Here is a 14,810-nt window from a genome sequence, read left to right as displayed (position 1 = left end):
GATCACTCGAATGCCCTCGACCCCACCAAACGACCTGCCGGTCTATCGCCTGATCACCGGCAAGGACGACGCCAGTTTCTGCCAGCGCATTTCCGAGAGCCTGGCCTTGGGCTATCAGCTTTACGGTTCACCCAGCGTGACCTTCGATAGCAGCAAGGGATATGTAGTGGCTGCGCAGGCGGTACTGTGGCCAGTCCATGGCGCCGCCTCTCAAGGGTGACATGATGCGCACTGTGGTCACCCTGCGTCCGGCCCGTATCGAAGATGCTGGCGAAATAGCAGAGTTGGTCGCTGAAGCGTACACCCCCTATATCGCACGAATCGGCCGTAAGCCAGCCCCCATGCTGGATGACTATGCGCAGGTCATACGTGACGACGATGTGTTCGTGGCCATGCAGGCCAGGAGTATCGCTGTTGTTCTTGTTGTACGCCGTGAAAAGGGCGACCTGCTACTGGTGAACGTTGCCGTACGACGTGCATGCAAAGGGCAGGGTATCGGTCGACACATGCTCGATTTTGCCGAGGCCCATGCACGTGCAGCAGGGTGTGCGGCGATCAGGCTCTACACCCATGAGCGGATGACGGAGAACATCGGGATCTATCAGAGGCTCGGCTACCGCGAAACCCATCGCGCAGAGGTAGATGGTTTCTCCCGGGTATTCATGTGCAAACCGTTGGCGATGAGCGCTCGGCGTCCAGCCGACCCTGGCTGTGATAGTTGAGAAAGTCGCCCATCGCCTCGGTGAGTGCCGATTGTGCGGCGATGCGCCAGAACACCCGTCTGCCGAGTACGGGTTCCAAATAGCTTATCAGCGCCTGCGCTGCATTATGGTTGCCTGACTCCAGCCAGTGGCGGAGCAATGCTGCATTTTCCTGCCGGGAGAGTCTGGCGCTTTGTGTCAGCAACAGGGCGTAGCGGGTATTGATAGACCACAGGTCCTTCAGAAAGGCGATGCGCTCCAGGCTGGGGAGTGTGGCTAGCCAGTTTCTGACCTGTTTGTCGACTGGCCCATTGCCAACGTGCCTGGCCAGGTACTCCGGGGTGAAGGCTGGGGCGGTCAACTGTGGCTCCTGAAATCTTGCTTCCATGTATAGACGCCGGATCGGCTATCCCTGGAGCGTCTTGTCTTTCTGAACGGCTGATAGTGCGAGTATGGCGAGATCCTTCGACGCTTCACAGCCTTTGGTAGCTCCACGTAGGAGGGGCACGACATTTTCATCGGCAGGGTGTGACGCATGGGGTCACATATGATACTTTGCCATGTGTGACGCGTGGGGTCACACTCTGGTTTCGTCGCATGGAACGGATGCGTGCCCCATGATCATCAGCTTTCGCCACAGAGGCCTGCGGCTCTTCCACGAAACGGGTAATACCCGCAGCATTCAGGCTGCCCATGTCCAGCGACTGCGGCGACAGTTGCAGTTCCTCGACAGTGCCGTGGTCGCCGAGGACATGAATGTGCCTGGCTGGCAGTTGCACCCGCTCAAAGGAGAGCGGCTCGGTTTCTGGTCGATAAGCGTGTCCGGCAATTGGCGCCTGATATTCCGTTTCACAGGCTTTGATGTCGAACTGGTCGACTATCTCGACTACCACTGACAAGGGGCAAGATCATGGCTATGCACAACCCGCCTCACCCCGGCGAAACCCTGCGTGAAGATGTCCTGCCGACCTTGGGCCTGACGGTCAAGGCGTTCGCCGAGCATCTGGGTTTCTCGCGTGAGGCGCTGTCGCGGGTCCTTCATGGCCGAGCGGCGGTTTCTCCGGACCTGGCGGTACGCCTGGAAATGGCCGGCATCAGCAGGGCGCGGCTGTGGCTGACGATCCAGGTGGACTACGACATCTGGCAGGCGCGCCAGCGTCAGCAACCGGTGATCACGCGGTTGCATCAAGCCGCTTGAAAAAAGCCCGAGGTGCAGGCCCCGGGCTTTTACTTGAGCGTCAGCCGAGGCTATCAGGCCACTGCCTCGCGACCGGCACTCGCCACCTTGGTATGACGCAAGGTCGGAATCAGGAACGCAATCGCCAGCACGCACGCGCTGACCAGCATCACGAAGCCACCATCCCAACCGAAGTGGTCGACGGTGTAGCCCATCGCGGCGCTGGCCGCGACCGAGCCGCCCAGGTAGCCGAACAACCCGGTGAAGCCTGCTGCGGTACCGGCGGCTTTCTTCGGCGCCAGTTCCAGCGCCTGCAGGCCGATCAGCATCACCGGACCGTAGATCAGGAAGCCGATGGCAAACAACGCGATAATGTCGATGGTCGGGTTGCCCGGCGGGTTGAGCCAGTACACCAGGGTGGCCACGGTCACAAGGGCCATGAACACGATGCCGGTCAGGCCACGGTTGCCGCGGAAGATCTTGTCGGACATCCAGCCGCACAGCAGGGTGCCGGGGATGCCTGCCCACTCGTAGAAGAAGTAGGCCCACGAGGTGGTGTCGACGCTGAAGTGCTTGGCTTCCTTCAGGTAGGTCGGCGCCCAGTCCAGCACGCCGTAGCGCAGCAGGTAGACGAACACGTTGGCCAGGGCGATGTACCACAGCAGTTTGTTGCACAGCACGTACTGGACGAAGATCTGCTTGGCGCTGAACTCCTGCTCGTGGCTCTCATCGTAGCCTTCGGGGTAGTCGTTCTTGTATTGCTCGACCGGCGGCAGGCCGACCGACTGCGGAGTGTCGCGCATGGTGGCGAAGGCGAACACGGCCACCAGCACGGCGACCGTGGCAGGCACGTAGAAGGCCGCGTGCCAGTCGTTGGTCCAGGCCAGGCCCAGCAGGAACAGCGGGCCGATCAGGCCGCCGCCGACGTTATGGGCGACGTTCCACACCGACACCACGCTGCCGCGCTCCTTCTGCGACCACCAGTGCACCATGGTCCGGCCGCTTGGCGGCCAGCCCATGCCCTGGGCCCAGCCGTTGATGAACAGCAGCACGAACATGATCGTCACGCTGGACGTGGCCCAATGCGCGAAACCGAAAATGAACATTACCCCGGCCGAGATCAGCAGGCCGAAGGGCAGGAAGTAGCGTGGGTTGGAGCGGTCCGAAACCAGGCCCATGAGGAACTTGGACAAACCGTAGGCGATGGCGATGGCGGAGATCGCCAGGCCCAGCTGGCCGCGGGTGTAGCCCTCTTCCTCGATGAGGTAGGGCATGGCCAGGGAGAAGTTCTTGCGCAGCAGGTAGTAGCCGGCATAGCCGAAAAAGATCCCGGCGAAGATTTGCCAGCGCAGGCGGCGATAGGTGCTGTCGACGCGCTCGTCGGGCAGCGGCGCCTGGTGCGCGGCAGGGCGGAAGAAGGCAAACATGTGAAGCTCCCAGCTTGTTATAGGTATGCGAAAACGAATTTTACATTTTCGTTACAGAAAAAATACCGCTTCTGCTAGGAAATACTGTTGTTTTGTGAACCTTGGCCAGCGCTATTCGCAGCCGAGCCCTTTCCCGCGCGACTTGCGCGCAAGAGGGGCTGTTCAGCATCGGGGTTTACTGATTGCGTGTAATCCGCCAAACCGTGTTGGCCAGGTCGTCGGCAATGATCAGCGCGCCTTTCGGATCGACCGTCACGCCCACCGGGCGCCCACGGGTCTTGCCGTCCTCACCGAGGAAACCGGTGGCGAAATCCACCGGCTCGCCGGCCGGCTTGCCGTCGCGAAACGGCACGAAGATCACCTTGTAGCCCACCGGGTTCGGCCGGTTCCAGCTGCCGTGTTCACCCACGAACACACCGTCGGCGAAGGTGTCGCCCATGGCCGGGTTGGAGAAGGCCACGCCCAGCGCCGCCACATGCGAGCCCAGGCTGTAGTCGGGCTTGATCGCGGCTTTCACCTTGTCCGGGTTCTGCGGCCGCACGCGGTCATCGACGTTCTGGCCCCAGTAGCTGTATGGCCAGCCATAGAACGCGCCTTCCTGCACCGAGGTCAGGTAGTCCGGCACCAGGTCCGGGCCCAGTTCGTCGCGCTCGTTGACCACTGCCCACAGTTTGCCGTCGCCCGGTTGGATGGCCAGCGCGGTCGGGTTGCGCAGGCCGGTGGCATAAGGCCGGTGGGCACCGGTCGCAGCGTCCACCTGCCAGACCATGGCGCGGTCGACCTCCGCCTCCATGCCGCGCTCGGTGATATTGCTGTTGGAACCGATGCCGACGTACAGGTAGCGGCCGTCGGGGCTGATAGCCAGTGACTTTGTCCAGTGGTGGTTGATCTCGGCGGGCAGGTCGGTGACCTTGGTCGGCGGGCCACCGGCCTGTGTCTGGCCGTCCTGGTAATCGAAGCGCACCAGCGCGTCCTGGTTGGCCACGTACAGCTTGCCGTTGGCATAGGCCAGGCCATAGGGGGCATTGAGGTGTTCGGCGAATACCGTCTGCAGTTCGTAGCGGCCATCGCCGTCGGCGTCGCGCAGCAGGGTAAGGCGGTTGCCGCCCTTGACCTGGGTGTTGCCCTTGGCCTTGATCTGGCTGGCGATCACGTCCTTGGGCTTGAGCTTGGCGGCGTTGCCACCACGCCCCTCGGCAACGAGGATGTCGCCATTGGGCAACACCAGGGTCTGGCGCGGGATCTTCAGGTCGGTGGCGATGGCGCTGATGCGGTAGCCCTGGGGCACCTGGGGTTTTTGCTCACCCCAGGCGGCCGGCTGGGCGATCTTCATGCTTGGCAGCAGCCCGCGTTCGGGGGCTGGCAATTTCGGGTCCGGACCATGGGCCTGGGTCTTCTCGCCGTCGCCGCCACAGGCGCTGAGCAGCAGGGCCATGCTCAGGGCGCTCAATGCGTGCTTCATGCTTCGCCCTCCGTGCGCAGGCGGGTCAGGCCGGCCCAGGTGGCGATCATGGCCAGCACCGTGACCACTACTGACAGCACCAGGCCTGCGGGCATCACGGCCCAGGCGTCCTTGGCGTGCTCGAAGGCGTTGACCAGGCCCAGTACCCAGGTGACCAGCAGCAACAGCACGTACAGCAGCGGGCGACCGGCCTTGCGTGGCGCCCGGATCAGGTTGGCCAGGGCAAACAGCAGCGCCAGGCCACTGGATAGCAGGGCCCCGGCGATCAGCCAGGCGGCGAAGTTGCTCCACTGGATCTGGTAGCTCTGGTAGTAGGCAATGTCGCTGAGCAGGGCGCCGAGGAACAGCGGCACGCTGCCGGCGAGCAGGGTCGCGTGCAGCGGCCCTGGGGTGCAACGGGGGAGGGTGGTAGTGGTCACTGGCTAGGCTCCTTGTCGATCGACGATCCTGGGTCGAGGGTGCTTAGGTGAGGATCGTGATCGAGGTGCAATAGTTCAGTGGCGTTTGCCGTTGGCTTTGCCGGCGCCTGCAGGAGCCTGGGTCTTGCCTGGGAAATTCAGTCGAGCACGGGCCGCAGGAAGCTGCGCTCATAGCTGAGGATGAAACGCTGCTCGGTGGCCAGGGCAAAGGCGGCGATGCACTCGGGGTCGGTTTCCGAAGCTTTGCGGTACTGCTCGTAGGCCGCCAGGCTGGGGAAGCTGAACAGGGCATAGGCGACATTGTTGGCGCCTTCGCTGGGCAGGAAGTAGCCATGGTGGCTGCCGCCCATGCGGTTGACCAGGCCGATCCACAGCTTGCCGTAGACTTCGAAGGCGGGGACCTGGTAGGGGTCGATGATGTACTTGAGGTGGCAGGTGATCATTGCACGCAATCCTTTGGGTGAGCCGGGTGGCTCACCTTACAGGGCGTGGGCGTGGGCAGCTAGTGTGGTGTTTTGCAAATACGACCAATAACTCGCGAGCGATTTTTGCGCTCAGGCAAGGCGTCGCGACGAGTCGTAGCCCAGCTACGGCGAGGAGCGACAACGCCGCATGAGCGCAAAAAGCGCCGCGAGTTATGGTCGTTATTTGTGAAACACCACACTAGAGTTTGGCCTGGCGCCAGATCAATTGCTCGGTGGGATAACCCTGCTTGCGCGTCAGCGCCAGTAGCTGGTCACGGGTCTGGTCACTGACAGTGGGGGTGCGCGACAGCAGCCAAAGGTATTCGCGGTTCGGGTGGCCGACCACGGCCACGCGGTAATCCGCGTCGTGATACAGCACCCAGTATTCGCCCTTGGTCAGGTCCGGTGCCAGGCGGCTGAACCAGTTGTCGAAGCGCACCCAGAGCTTGTCGGTGCGGCCGGGCACCTGCGCCTCGGCGATGCCATTGGCCTGGTTCCATTGGCCGTCCTTTTCCAGGCAGCGGTTGGTGACGTCGATGCGCCCGTCCTCGCGCAGGCCATAACGGGCCTCGGACTGCACGCAATTGCGCTGGAAGAACATCGGCAGGCGCGCCAGTTCATACCAGGTGCCCTGATAGCGCTGGAGCTCGACCTGTTGCGTGGTGGGCGGTGGCTGCTCGTCGCGGGCGCTGGTGCAGCCCGTGAGCGCGAGGGTAAGGCAGCAGCAAAACGGCACGGCCAGGCGCATCGCCATGGGAAACCTCCTGAAGGGGGGAAAGGCTCACATGGCTTTCGATGCGCGGGCCGGCCAAAGGTTTTACTGGGCTGGGCGGGAAGTTTCCACGCTCAGTACTTCGGTAAAGATGGCTTCGACGGTCTGGTCGACCTTGAGGTTTTTCATCCGTGCCTGCAGTTCGGGATTCTCGACCTTGACCACCTGCAGTTTGCCTTCGGGCGGCAGCAGGGTGACTTCATGAGTGTTCAGGTCGATCTTCTTGATCTGCGAGGTGACCTTGACCTGGCGGAAAGCCTCGCCACCTGGGTTGGGGTTGGCCGCGGTGGCGCGGATGGTGCCCGATTCCTCGGAGGCCTTGGGCGCGCCGCCGACATTGGTGTTCAGTACATAGGCGATGGCACGGGTGACTTTGATGTCGACCTGGTCGCCGACCTTGAGGTTGGGCAGGGCCTTGGCCTGTTCGGTGAGCTGGAAGGTCACGTCCTTGTCGTGGGGACCCTTGACCGTGACCTGGCGGTTGGGCAGGTCGATCTTGGTCACTTCGGTGGTGATATGGCTTTCCAGCGCCTCGCTGGCGATGGGCAGTTCGGCCGCGTGGGCGGTGAGGCTGGCCGCGCCGATGAGCGAGGTGAAAGCGATGGCGCGGGCGAGAGTCGAGTTCATTGGCCTGTCTTCCTTGTGGTCGATACCGATGGGTGGTTCGCGTTGAGCAAGCATAGACAGTAGTTGGCCGGTGTGTGGCCCGCTTACAAGGCTGGCTGTTCCAGGGCCTTGGCGCCGGATACGCTCACCGCCCCGGGCAGTGTCACGGCATTCTTGGCGGCCAGCACTTCGGCCATCACGCTCACCGCGATCTCCGCCGGGGTCTTGCTGCCGATGTAGATGCCGATGGGGCCATGCAGGCGTTGCAGCGAAACCTCGCTCTCGCCGAAATGTTCAATCAAGCGCTCGCGGCGCAGTTGGCTGTTGCGCCGCGAGCCGATGGCGCCAATGTAGAACGCCGGGCTGTGCAGGGCCTCGAGCAGCGCCAGGTCGTCGAGCTTGGGGTCATGGCTGACGGCGATGATGCAGGTACGCAGGTCTGCGTTGAAGGCGCGTACCGCATCGTCCGGCATGCCCTTGAGGTGCTCGACGCCGGCCACCGCCCAGGTGGCCATGTGTTCGGGGCGAGGGTCGCACACCGCCACCCGAAAACCGTTGAACAAGGCCATGGTCGCCAGGTATTCGGCCAGTGCCCCGGCGCCGATCAGCAGCATGCGGTAGCCGGGACCGAGGGTGTTGACCATGTGCTGGCCGTCGAAGCTGAACTGCTCGGGGGTGGCGGTGGCTGCCAGGCTCACCGCGCCGCTTTGCAGGGTCAGTCGGCGGCGCATCAGCCGGCCCTGGTCGAGGTGCTCCAGCAGTTGCAGCAGGGGCAATGCGGCCGGTTCGAATTCCAGGATCAGCTCCAGGGTGCCGCCACAGGGCAGGCCGAAGCGGTGGGCCTCGTCGGCGCTGACGCCATAGCGAATCACCTCGGGCCTGCCCTGGGGCAGGCCGGGGCCGCCATAGGCGGTGGTGTAGCGATGAATCAGGTCGTCTTCGATGCATCCGCCGGACACGCTGCCAACCACCCGGCCATCGTTGCGCAGCGCCATCATCGAGCCGACCGGGCGAGGGGAGGAACCCCAGGTGCGGGCGACAGTGGCGAGCAGCACGCGGTGCCCGGCCTGGAGCCAGTCGTGGGTGGTGCGCAGGACCAGCAGGTCGATGCTTTCCATGGTGTCCTCGGTTGTCTGTGCTCCACGCTTCACACGTGGGAGCGGGCTTGCCCCGCGATGGCGGTATCAGCGCATATGCAGGATGATCGGGCTGCTGCTGGCAGGGTCGGTATGCCCGCGCAGCTCGCCCACCGCCTTGGCCTGCACCGCGCCACCCTGATTGCCCCAGGCACTGCGGGCGAAACTCAGCACCTCGGCGATCTCCCGGTCCGACAGCTGCTCGCGGAACGCCGGCATGCGGTAGGCGTCCGGCACCCCGGCGGCGACGATGCGCTGCGAGCCGTTGAGGGTGATGTTGATCGCCGAGGCATTCTCTGCGGCCAGCATCGAGGTGGCCCCCGCCAGCGGCGGCATCCACTCGGCCTGGCCCTTGCCATCCGCGCCATGGCAGCTGGCGCAACGGGTCGCGTAGGTGTGCGCGCCGGGCGCATCAGGCGCGGCGGCCGTCGCCTGGTACTGCCAGGGCGCACCATCACGCCGAGGGTCACCGGGCAATGCCTTGAGGTAGCGGGCGATCGCGCCCAGGTCGTCGTCGCTCATGAACTGCGTGGAGTTGTTGAACGCCTCGGTCATCGAGCCGTACACCACCGCATGGCGATTGCGCCCGGTCTTGAGGAACTGCACGATCTCGGCTTTGCTCCAGCGCCCGAGCCCGGTGTTGTGGTCCTGGCGCAGGCTCGGCGCGTACCAGCCATCGAGCAGGGCCCCGGCGAGGAACGGCGCGCCGCTTTCGTCCAGGGCTTTCTCGTTGAAGGCCAGGCCCCGAGGCGTATGGCAACTGCCGCAGTGGCCGGGGCCCTGGACGATGTAGGCGCCGCGATTCCACAGCGGATCCTGGTCGGGTTTCTGCGCATAGGCGGTGGTCGGTGCGAAGAGGCCGTTCCACAGGGCGATGGGCCAGCGCAGGTTCAATGGCCAGGGAATGCTGCTGGGTATATTGGCTTCGGCTGCCGGTTGCACGCCCTTCATGAAGAACGCGTAGAGCGCCCGCACATCGTCATCGCTGAGCTTGGCATAGGACGGGTAGGGCATGGCCGGGTACAGCCGTCGCCCTCCCGGCGCCACGCCCTGGCGCACGGCACGGTCGAAGTCGGCCAGGCTATAGGCGCCGATGCCGTGGTCGCGATCCGGGGTGATGTTGGTGGCATGGATCGCCCCCAGCGGCGTGGCCATTTCCAGGCCTCCGGCAAAGGGCGCCTTGCCCGGCAGGCTGTGGCAGGCCACGCAGTCGCTGAGGCGGGCGACGTATTCGCCGCGGCTGACCAGGGCGGCGTCGGCGCTGTCCGAGGCGCTGAAGGGCGAGGCAGGCTCGCGGGTGACGTACCAGGCCAGCAGGCCTGCCGCGACCAGGCACGGCAAGGCCAGCCAGCCTGCGGTTCTTGCGAATCGGCTGTTGTTCATGGGCTGTCCTTGTCGTGTCAGCTGAAGGTATGGCGGCTCAGGGGCATACTGCGCACGCGCTGGCCGGTAAGCTGCGCCACGGCGTTGGCCACCGCGGGCGCCACCGCCGGCAGCGGCGGTTCACCGATGCCGCCCATCTTCGCCCCGCTCTCGACGATGCGCACATGCACCCGGGCCATGCGCGATGGCGGCAGCACCGGGTACAGGTCGTAGTTGCGCGCCCGTGGCATGCCGTTCAGCCACACCGATTCTTCCAGCAGCACCTGGGACAGGCCCAGGGATACCGCGCCGTTGACCTGGGCCTCGATGATCGCCGGGTTGACGATGCTGCCCGGGTCGATGGCCTGCCAGATATCGTGCACCTTGACCTGGCCACCCTCCAGCGACACTTCGGCGATGACCGCCGCCTCCGAGCCGAACGGCGAGGCCATGGCCACGCCGCGGGCGCGCTTGCTGCCGTCCTCGGCGGTGAACGGGCCGCGCTTCCAGCCGCCGGACAATTCGCCCACCGCCTGCAGCAGGGTGGTCAGGCGCGGGTTGTCCCGCAGCAGTTGCAGGCGCAGCTCGAAGGGATCGTGGCCGCCCTTGTCGGCCAGCTCGTCGAGGAACGACTCGTAGAAGAAGTCGTTCAGCGAATTGCCCACCGAGCGCCAGTAGCCGAGCATGGCCGGGCCTTTGACATAGATCTGCGCGATGCGTTTGTTGGCGATGGCGTAGGCCTTGCCCGACAGCCCTTCGAGGGCGGTGGGATCGACCTTGTCACCCTGCTTGCCAGCAATGGCCTCGGTCGGGCCTTCGGTGGCGCTGATCGCCTCGATGGCCACCGGCAGGCCTTTCTCGTCCAGCGCGGCGCGGAACTTGACCACGGCCATGGGGCGCATGGCATCGCGCAGGAACTCCTCCTCGCGGCTCCAGATCAGTTTCACCGGCCTGCCGACCGCCTTGGCCAGGGCGATGGCCTGCGGGTAGGGGTTGGCCGAGTCATACAGGAAGTGCCGGCCGAAGAAACCACCGAGCAGTGGCGAATGCAGGGTGATCCGCGCCGGGTCCAGGCCGGTGCGCTTGGCGATGTCGGCGCGGAACATGTCCTGGGCCTGGTTGGGCAGCCACACTTCCAGCGAGCCGTCGGGGTTGAAACGGGCGGTGGCGGAGGGCGGCTCCAACTGCGCGTGGTTGAGGAACTGGTTGTGGTAGGTGGCCTCGACCTTGGTCTTGGCCCCGGCCAGGGCGCCGGCGACATCGCCCTGGTTTTCCTCGTCGCGGCTCGGCCCGGTCTGGGCGGCCAGGTGTTCGCGCCAGCCATCGCTGGAAAAATCGGCAGGCATAGGCCGCACCTGGCTGTCGGCGGCCACTTCCTTCCAGTCCACCTGCAGCGCTTCCACCGCGCGCTTGGCGTGCCACCAGCGTTCGGCGACCACGGCGACCGCACCGGGCAGTTGATGCACCGAGTGCACGCCCTTCATCGCCTTGACCTGTTCCTCGTTGCGCAGGTTGCCTACGGTCATGCCCAGGCGCGGGGCATGCTGCACGGCGGCGTGGAGCATGCCGTCGACCTTGACGTCGATGCTGTAGACGGCCTTGCCGGTGGACTTGTCGTAGGCGTCGAGGCGCTGCACCGGCTTGCCGATCCAGCGGAACTGGCTGGGGGCGCGCAGCTTGACGCTGGCAGGGTCGGGCACCGGCAGGTCCATGGCCTTGGCGGCCAGTTCGCCGTAGCCCAGCGCACGGCCCGAGGCCGCGTGCACCACCTTGCCAGGCTCGGTGCTCAGTTCACCAACTGGCACGCCCAACTGCTCGGCGCCGGCCTGCAGCAGCATGGCGCGGGCCAGGGCGCCGAGGCGGCGCATGGTCGGGTAGCTCATGCGCACCGACATGCTGCCGCCGGTGATGCGCAGGCCGTTCTCCATCACCACGTAGGCCTCGCCCGCTGGCGCGCTTTCGACCACGAAGGTGGCTGGGTCGGCGTCCAGTTCCTCGCCGATGATCTGCGCCATGGCCGTGTTGACCCCTTGCCCGCCCTCCATGAACGGGCTGAGCAGGTGCACGCTGCCGTCCGCGCGGATTTCCAGGAAGGCCGGCACCTGGGTGCCGCGCTCAGTGGTCGCGGCGGCGGCCTGTACCCGCGCCGAGCCCAGCGGCAGGCCGAAGCCCAGCACCAGTGCGCCGATGGCGCTGCCGGCAAGAAAGCGCCGACGCGACAGGTTGACCGTTTCGCCGCTGCGCAGCCGTGCCAGGTCGTCAGGGGTGTCGATACGCGCGTTCATCAGGCGTTCTCCCCTTGGGCCAGTTCGTGCACGGCGGCATGGATGGCGTTGTAGGTGCCGCAGCGGCATAGGTTGACCATGGCCGCGTCGATCTGTTCGGTACTGGGTTTGGGGGTGTGCTTGAGCAGCGCGGTGGCCGCCATCACCTGGCCGGACTGGCAGTAGCCGCACTGGGCCACCTGGTGCTCGACCCAGGCGGCGACCACGCGCTTGCCCACGGCGTCGGCTTCGATGGCCTCGATGGTGGTGACTTCACGACCGACCACGCCGGCCACCGGGGTGACGCAGGCGCGCACCACATTGCCGTCCACCAGCACCGAGCAGGCGCCGCATTGGGCCAGGCCGCACCCGTATTTGGTGCCGGTCAGGCCGAGGTCGTCACGGATCACCCAGAGCAAGGGCGTGTCGGCGTCAGCCTCGACCTGGTAGGTCTGCTGGTTGATTCTTAGTTCCATGGGCTCACCTGCTGATCATCGGTTCTGGAAGCGGGGAATACGCTGTTCCCCAATCCAGAAACGCTAGCACATGGCCCCGTTGCGCAATCGATGCACCCCGCAGGTTCAGAGGATCAGGCAAGCAATCCGGCGGAATGCGCAAGCCTCCTCAATCGATGCGTGGGTGTTGCTGGGCCAGGGTCTTGCGCTTGGCCTCCAGCTCGGCGATCTGCGCGTCGATGTCTTCGATCTTCTGTTCGATGTTGTCGTGGTGCTCCTGCAGCAGTTCGCGGGCTTCGTCGATATCCGAGGCGGCCGGGGCGGCGCCGCGCAACGGACGGTTGGCGGTCTCCTTCATGGTCAGGCCGGTGAGCAGGCCGATCACGGCGATCACCATCAGGTAATAGGCCGGCATGTACAGGTTGTCGGTGGTTTCCACCAGCCAGGCGGCGAGGGTCGGGGTCAGGCCGGCGATCAGCACCGAGATATTGAAGGCGCTGGCCAGGGCGCTGTAGCGGATATGCGTGGGGAACATCGCCGGCAGGGTCGAGGCCATCACGCCGATGAAGAAGTTCAGCAGCACGGCGAGGATCAACAGGCCGGCGAAGATCACCGCCAGCTTGCCGCTGGTGATCAGCATGAACGCCGGGATCGCCAGGGCAAACAGCCCGACGCTGCCGATGATGATGAATGGCTTGCGCCCCCACTTGTCGCTGAGCAGGCCGATGATCGGCTGCACGAACAGCATGCCGACCATGATCGCGATGATGATCAGCACGCCGTGGTCTTCGCTGTAGTGCAGGTTGTGCGAGAGGTAGCTGGGCATGTAGGTGAGCAGCATGTAGTAGGTGACGTTGGTGGCGATCACCACGCCGATGCAGGTCAGCAGGCTGCGCCAGTGCTGGGTCGCCACCTCCTTGAACGACACTTTCGGGCCGCTGGCCAGGCCTTCGCGGTCACCTTGCTCGAGTTTTTCGACGTGTTGCTGGAAGGCCGGGGTTTCTTCCAGCGCGTGGCGCAGGTACAGGCCGATCAGGCCCAGCGGCAGGGCCAGGAAGAACGGCAGGCGCCAGCCCCATTCGAGGAACTGTTCCTCGCCGAGGAGCGTCGAGATCAGCACCACCACGCCGGCGCCGAGGACAAAGCCGGCGATCGAGCCGAAGTCCAGCCAGCTGCCGAGGAAGCCGCGCTTGCGGTCCGGGGCGTACTCGGCGACGAAGATCGAGGCGCCGGTGTATTCACCGCCCACCGAGAAGCCCTGGGCCATCTTCGCCAGCAACAGCAGGATCGGCGCCCAGATGCCGATGCTGGCGTAGGAGGGGATCAGGCCGATGGCGAAGGTGCTCAGGGACATGATCACGATGGTCGCGGCCAGCACTTTCTGGCGCCCGTAGCGGTCGCCCAGGGCGCCGAAGAACAGCCCGCCCAGCGGGCGGATCAGGAAGGGCACGGAGAAGGTGGCCAGCGCCGCGATCATCTGCACGCCGGGGCTCGCGTTGGGGAAGAACACCTTGCCCAGGGCATAGGCGACGAAGCCGTAGACGCCGAAGTCGAACCATTCCATCGCGTTGCCCAGGGCGGCTGCGGTGATGGCCTTGCGCATCTTGGCGTCGTCGACGATGGTGATGTCCTTCAAGCCGATGGGCTTGACGGGTTTCCTGCGTGATTTCATGGGCCGTTGTCCTTGGAGGCTGTGGGGCATGGCCATGGTTTGGCCAGCCTTGTACCTAGGGTCAGATACAACGGCGCGCTAAATAATTCCCTGCTGGATCATTTGTGTGCGGCACGGATGGCCCTGGCGCGAGGCAAGCCCGCTTCTACAGAGGCCATCAGGCAACCGATCAGAGCGCGCGTGACATTAGCCAGTGCTGCTGCCCCCAAGCCTCGAAGGGTTCCAGCGGTGCCCAGCCACGCTTGGCGTAGTAGGCGCTCTGGTCGTGGGTGTGCAGGTAGAGCGTGGAGACTCCGCTGCTGCGTGCATGGTCGCAGATGCCTTCGATCAGTTGTTCCGCCAGGCCTTGCCCTCGTGCTTGCGGGGTGACGAACACGCAGGCCAGCCATGGGCCAAGATCGCTGCGCCCGGGCAGGTCGTCGCTGGCCAGGGCGGCGCTGCCCAGCAGGCGGTCGCCGTCGAGGGCGACCAGGCATCGCCATTGGCCGTTGCGCTGGCCTTCGGCGAATTCGCGTTGCCAGTCGCTAAGCGGCACGTCCGCGTACTCGTAGTGGAACTGTTGGTGCAGCCACTTGGCGAGGGTATCGCTGTGGGCCATGTGGTGTTCAAGCCAGTCCAGGCGGGGCATGCTGTTGTCCTTGTCGAGGGGCATTTCAGTGCGGTGGGCTGTGATGTCGCGAGCATACACCAGGCCTCTAACGCGTACTCGAGTTGCAAGTAAATTCGAGGGCAGTCGCTTCAATAGAGTCGAAAGTTCAGCACGAATCGTCGCCGCACGGGCCAATTATTCGGCTTAGTTTCGGCGCGTTTCACCGAAGTAGAGTCCTCTTGTGTGTTTTCAAGTTGCTGTGCGTAGGCGGCATGCGACTAAAGTCCGGTGTCTGCTGCTCGTG

At 64.9% G+C, this 14,810-nt stretch carries 17 protein-coding genes; 4 read left to right on the top strand and 13 right to left on the bottom strand.

The window, feature by feature from the left end:
• The first annotated feature begins 10 nt into the window (after positions 1-10).
• Positions 11-220 carry a DUF1737 domain-containing protein gene (locus AC3WL2_RS00455; protein WP_102684438.1) on the top strand — a complete coding sequence of 70 codons (210 nt, stop codon included), beginning with the start codon at positions 11-13 and terminating at the stop codon, positions 218-220.
• Positions 198-722, top strand: a complete 525-nt coding sequence (locus AC3WL2_RS00450; RefSeq protein ID WP_256582503.1) for a GNAT family N-acetyltransferase — start codon at positions 198-200, stop codon at positions 720-722. The genes AC3WL2_RS00455 and AC3WL2_RS00450 overlap by 23 nt, the downstream gene beginning before the upstream one ends.
• Here AC3WL2_RS00450 and AC3WL2_RS00445 read toward each other — a convergent pair.
• Positions 661-1,062 (bottom strand): hypothetical protein, encoded by a 402-nt coding sequence (locus tag AC3WL2_RS00445; RefSeq protein ID WP_146022593.1) that lies wholly within the window; start codon positions 1,060-1,062, stop codon positions 661-663. The genes AC3WL2_RS00450 and AC3WL2_RS00445 overlap by 62 nt on opposite strands.
• Positions 1,063-1,318: 256 nt before the next feature.
• Between AC3WL2_RS00445 and AC3WL2_RS00440 the strand changes: the two genes are divergently transcribed.
• Both AC3WL2_RS00440 and AC3WL2_RS00435 read left to right on the top strand, forming a co-directional pair.
• Positions 1,319-1,597 (top strand): type II toxin-antitoxin system RelE/ParE family toxin, encoded by a 279-nt coding sequence (locus AC3WL2_RS00440; protein WP_102684437.1) that lies wholly within the window; start codon positions 1,319-1,321, stop codon positions 1,595-1,597.
• 14 nt (positions 1,598-1,611) lie between these two features.
• A complete protein-coding gene (locus tag AC3WL2_RS00435; protein ID WP_102684436.1) occupies positions 1,612-1,899 on the top strand; it encodes a HigA family addiction module antitoxin in 288 nt (95 codons plus the stop codon).
• Between the two features lie 53 nt (positions 1,900-1,952).
• On the opposite strand, the gene glpT is transcribed toward AC3WL2_RS00435, so the two are convergent.
• The 12 genes from glpT to AC3WL2_RS00375 form a co-directional block, all read right to left on the bottom strand.
• Positions 1,953-3,305 carry a glycerol-3-phosphate transporter gene (gene glpT / locus AC3WL2_RS00430; RefSeq protein WP_102684435.1) on the bottom strand — a complete coding sequence of 451 codons (1,353 nt, stop codon included), beginning with the start codon at positions 3,303-3,305 and terminating at the stop codon, positions 1,953-1,955.
• A gap of 175 nt (positions 3,306-3,480) precedes the next feature.
• Positions 3,481-4,767 (bottom strand): PQQ-dependent sugar dehydrogenase, encoded by a 1,287-nt coding sequence (locus AC3WL2_RS00425; protein WP_102684434.1) that lies wholly within the window; start codon positions 4,765-4,767, stop codon positions 3,481-3,483.
• Complete coding sequence (locus tag AC3WL2_RS00420) at positions 4,764-5,186, bottom strand: DUF2231 domain-containing protein (RefSeq protein WP_102684433.1); 423 nt, start codon at positions 5,184-5,186, stop codon at positions 4,764-4,766. Before AC3WL2_RS00420 ends, AC3WL2_RS00425 begins: the two co-directional genes overlap by 4 nt.
• A 137-nt stretch (positions 5,187-5,323) precedes the next feature.
• Positions 5,324-5,629, bottom strand: a complete 306-nt coding sequence (locus tag AC3WL2_RS00415; RefSeq protein ID WP_102684432.1) for an NIPSNAP family protein — start codon at positions 5,627-5,629, stop codon at positions 5,324-5,326.
• A gap of 220 nt (positions 5,630-5,849) precedes the next feature.
• Positions 5,850-6,404 carry a lipocalin family protein gene (locus AC3WL2_RS00410; RefSeq protein WP_102684431.1) on the bottom strand — a complete coding sequence of 185 codons (555 nt, stop codon included), beginning with the start codon at positions 6,402-6,404 and terminating at the stop codon, positions 5,850-5,852.
• Positions 6,405-6,467: 63 nt separating this feature from the next.
• Complete coding sequence (locus AC3WL2_RS00405) at positions 6,468-7,049, bottom strand: hypothetical protein (protein WP_102684430.1); 582 nt, start codon at positions 7,047-7,049, stop codon at positions 6,468-6,470.
• 83 nt (positions 7,050-7,132) lie between these two features.
• On the bottom strand, positions 7,133-8,146 hold the full coding sequence (locus AC3WL2_RS00400; RefSeq protein WP_102684429.1) for an XdhC family protein: 1,014 nt from the start codon (positions 8,144-8,146) through the stop codon (positions 7,133-7,135).
• 66 nt (positions 8,147-8,212) lie between these two features.
• Positions 8,213-9,547: a c-type cytochrome gene (locus AC3WL2_RS00395; RefSeq protein WP_102684428.1), complete on the bottom strand. Its 1,335-nt coding sequence runs from the start codon at positions 9,545-9,547 to the stop codon at positions 8,213-8,215.
• 17 nt (positions 9,548-9,564) lie between these two features.
• Positions 9,565-11,811, bottom strand: coding sequence for a xanthine dehydrogenase family protein molybdopterin-binding subunit (locus AC3WL2_RS00390; RefSeq protein ID WP_102684427.1), 2,247 nt, complete (start codon positions 11,809-11,811; stop codon positions 9,565-9,567).
• Positions 11,811-12,266: a (2Fe-2S)-binding protein gene (locus tag AC3WL2_RS00385; protein ID WP_023631311.1), complete on the bottom strand. Its 456-nt coding sequence runs from the start codon at positions 12,264-12,266 to the stop codon at positions 11,811-11,813. The genes AC3WL2_RS00390 and AC3WL2_RS00385 overlap by 1 nt, the downstream gene beginning before the upstream one ends.
• Before the next feature lie 148 nt (positions 12,267-12,414).
• Complete coding sequence (gene proP, locus AC3WL2_RS00380; protein ID WP_023631310.1) at positions 12,415-13,917, bottom strand: glycine betaine/L-proline transporter ProP; 1,503 nt, start codon at positions 13,915-13,917, stop codon at positions 12,415-12,417.
• Between the two features lie 169 nt (positions 13,918-14,086).
• Complete coding sequence (locus AC3WL2_RS00375; RefSeq protein WP_102684460.1) at positions 14,087-14,545, bottom strand: GNAT family N-acetyltransferase; 459 nt, start codon at positions 14,543-14,545, stop codon at positions 14,087-14,089.
• Between the last annotated feature and the right edge of the window lie 265 nt (positions 14,546-14,810).

The organism is Pseudomonas sp. FW305-96, from assembly GCF_058783825.1.
This window is presented reverse-complemented; position numbering and strand designations above follow the sequence as displayed.

Coding starts and splice junctions, on each gene's coding strand:
- AC3WL2_RS00455 (WP_102684438.1), top strand. CDS start 11: ATGCCCTCGACCCCACCAAACGACCTGCCGGTCTATCGCCTGATCACC.
- AC3WL2_RS00450 (WP_256582503.1), top strand. CDS start 198: ATGGCGCCGCCTCTCAAGGGTGACATGATGCGCACTGTGGTCACCCTG.
- AC3WL2_RS00440 (WP_102684437.1), top strand. CDS start 1,319: ATGATCATCAGCTTTCGCCACAGAGGCCTGCGGCTCTTCCACGAAACG.
- AC3WL2_RS00435 (WP_102684436.1), top strand. CDS start 1,612: ATGGCTATGCACAACCCGCCTCACCCCGGCGAAACCCTGCGTGAAGAT.
- glpT (WP_102684435.1), bottom strand. CDS start 3,305: ATGTTTGCCTTCTTCCGCCCTGCCGCGCACCAGGCGCCGCTGCCCGAC.
- AC3WL2_RS00425 (WP_102684434.1), bottom strand. CDS start 4,767: ATGAAGCACGCATTGAGCGCCCTGAGCATGGCCCTGCTGCTCAGCGCC.
- AC3WL2_RS00415 (WP_102684432.1), bottom strand. CDS start 5,629: ATGATCACCTGCCACCTCAAGTACATCATCGACCCCTACCAGGTCCCC.
- AC3WL2_RS00410 (WP_102684431.1), bottom strand. CDS start 6,404: ATGGCGATGCGCCTGGCCGTGCCGTTTTGCTGCTGCCTTACCCTCGCG.
- AC3WL2_RS00405 (WP_102684430.1), bottom strand. CDS start 7,049: ATGAACTCGACTCTCGCCCGCGCCATCGCTTTCACCTCGCTCATCGGC.
- AC3WL2_RS00400 (WP_102684429.1), bottom strand. CDS start 8,146: ATGGAAAGCATCGACCTGCTGGTCCTGCGCACCACCCACGACTGGCTC.
- AC3WL2_RS00395 (WP_102684428.1), bottom strand. CDS start 9,547: ATGAACAACAGCCGATTCGCAAGAACCGCAGGCTGGCTGGCCTTGCCG.
- AC3WL2_RS00390 (WP_102684427.1), bottom strand. CDS start 11,811: ATGAACGCGCGTATCGACACCCCTGACGACCTGGCACGGCTGCGCAGC.
- AC3WL2_RS00385 (WP_023631311.1), bottom strand. CDS start 12,266: ATGGAACTAAGAATCAACCAGCAGACCTACCAGGTCGAGGCTGACGCC.
- proP (WP_023631310.1), bottom strand. CDS start 13,917: ATGAAATCACGCAGGAAACCCGTCAAGCCCATCGGCTTGAAGGACATC.
- AC3WL2_RS00375 (WP_102684460.1), bottom strand. CDS start 14,545: ATGCCCCGCCTGGACTGGCTTGAACACCACATGGCCCACAGCGATACC.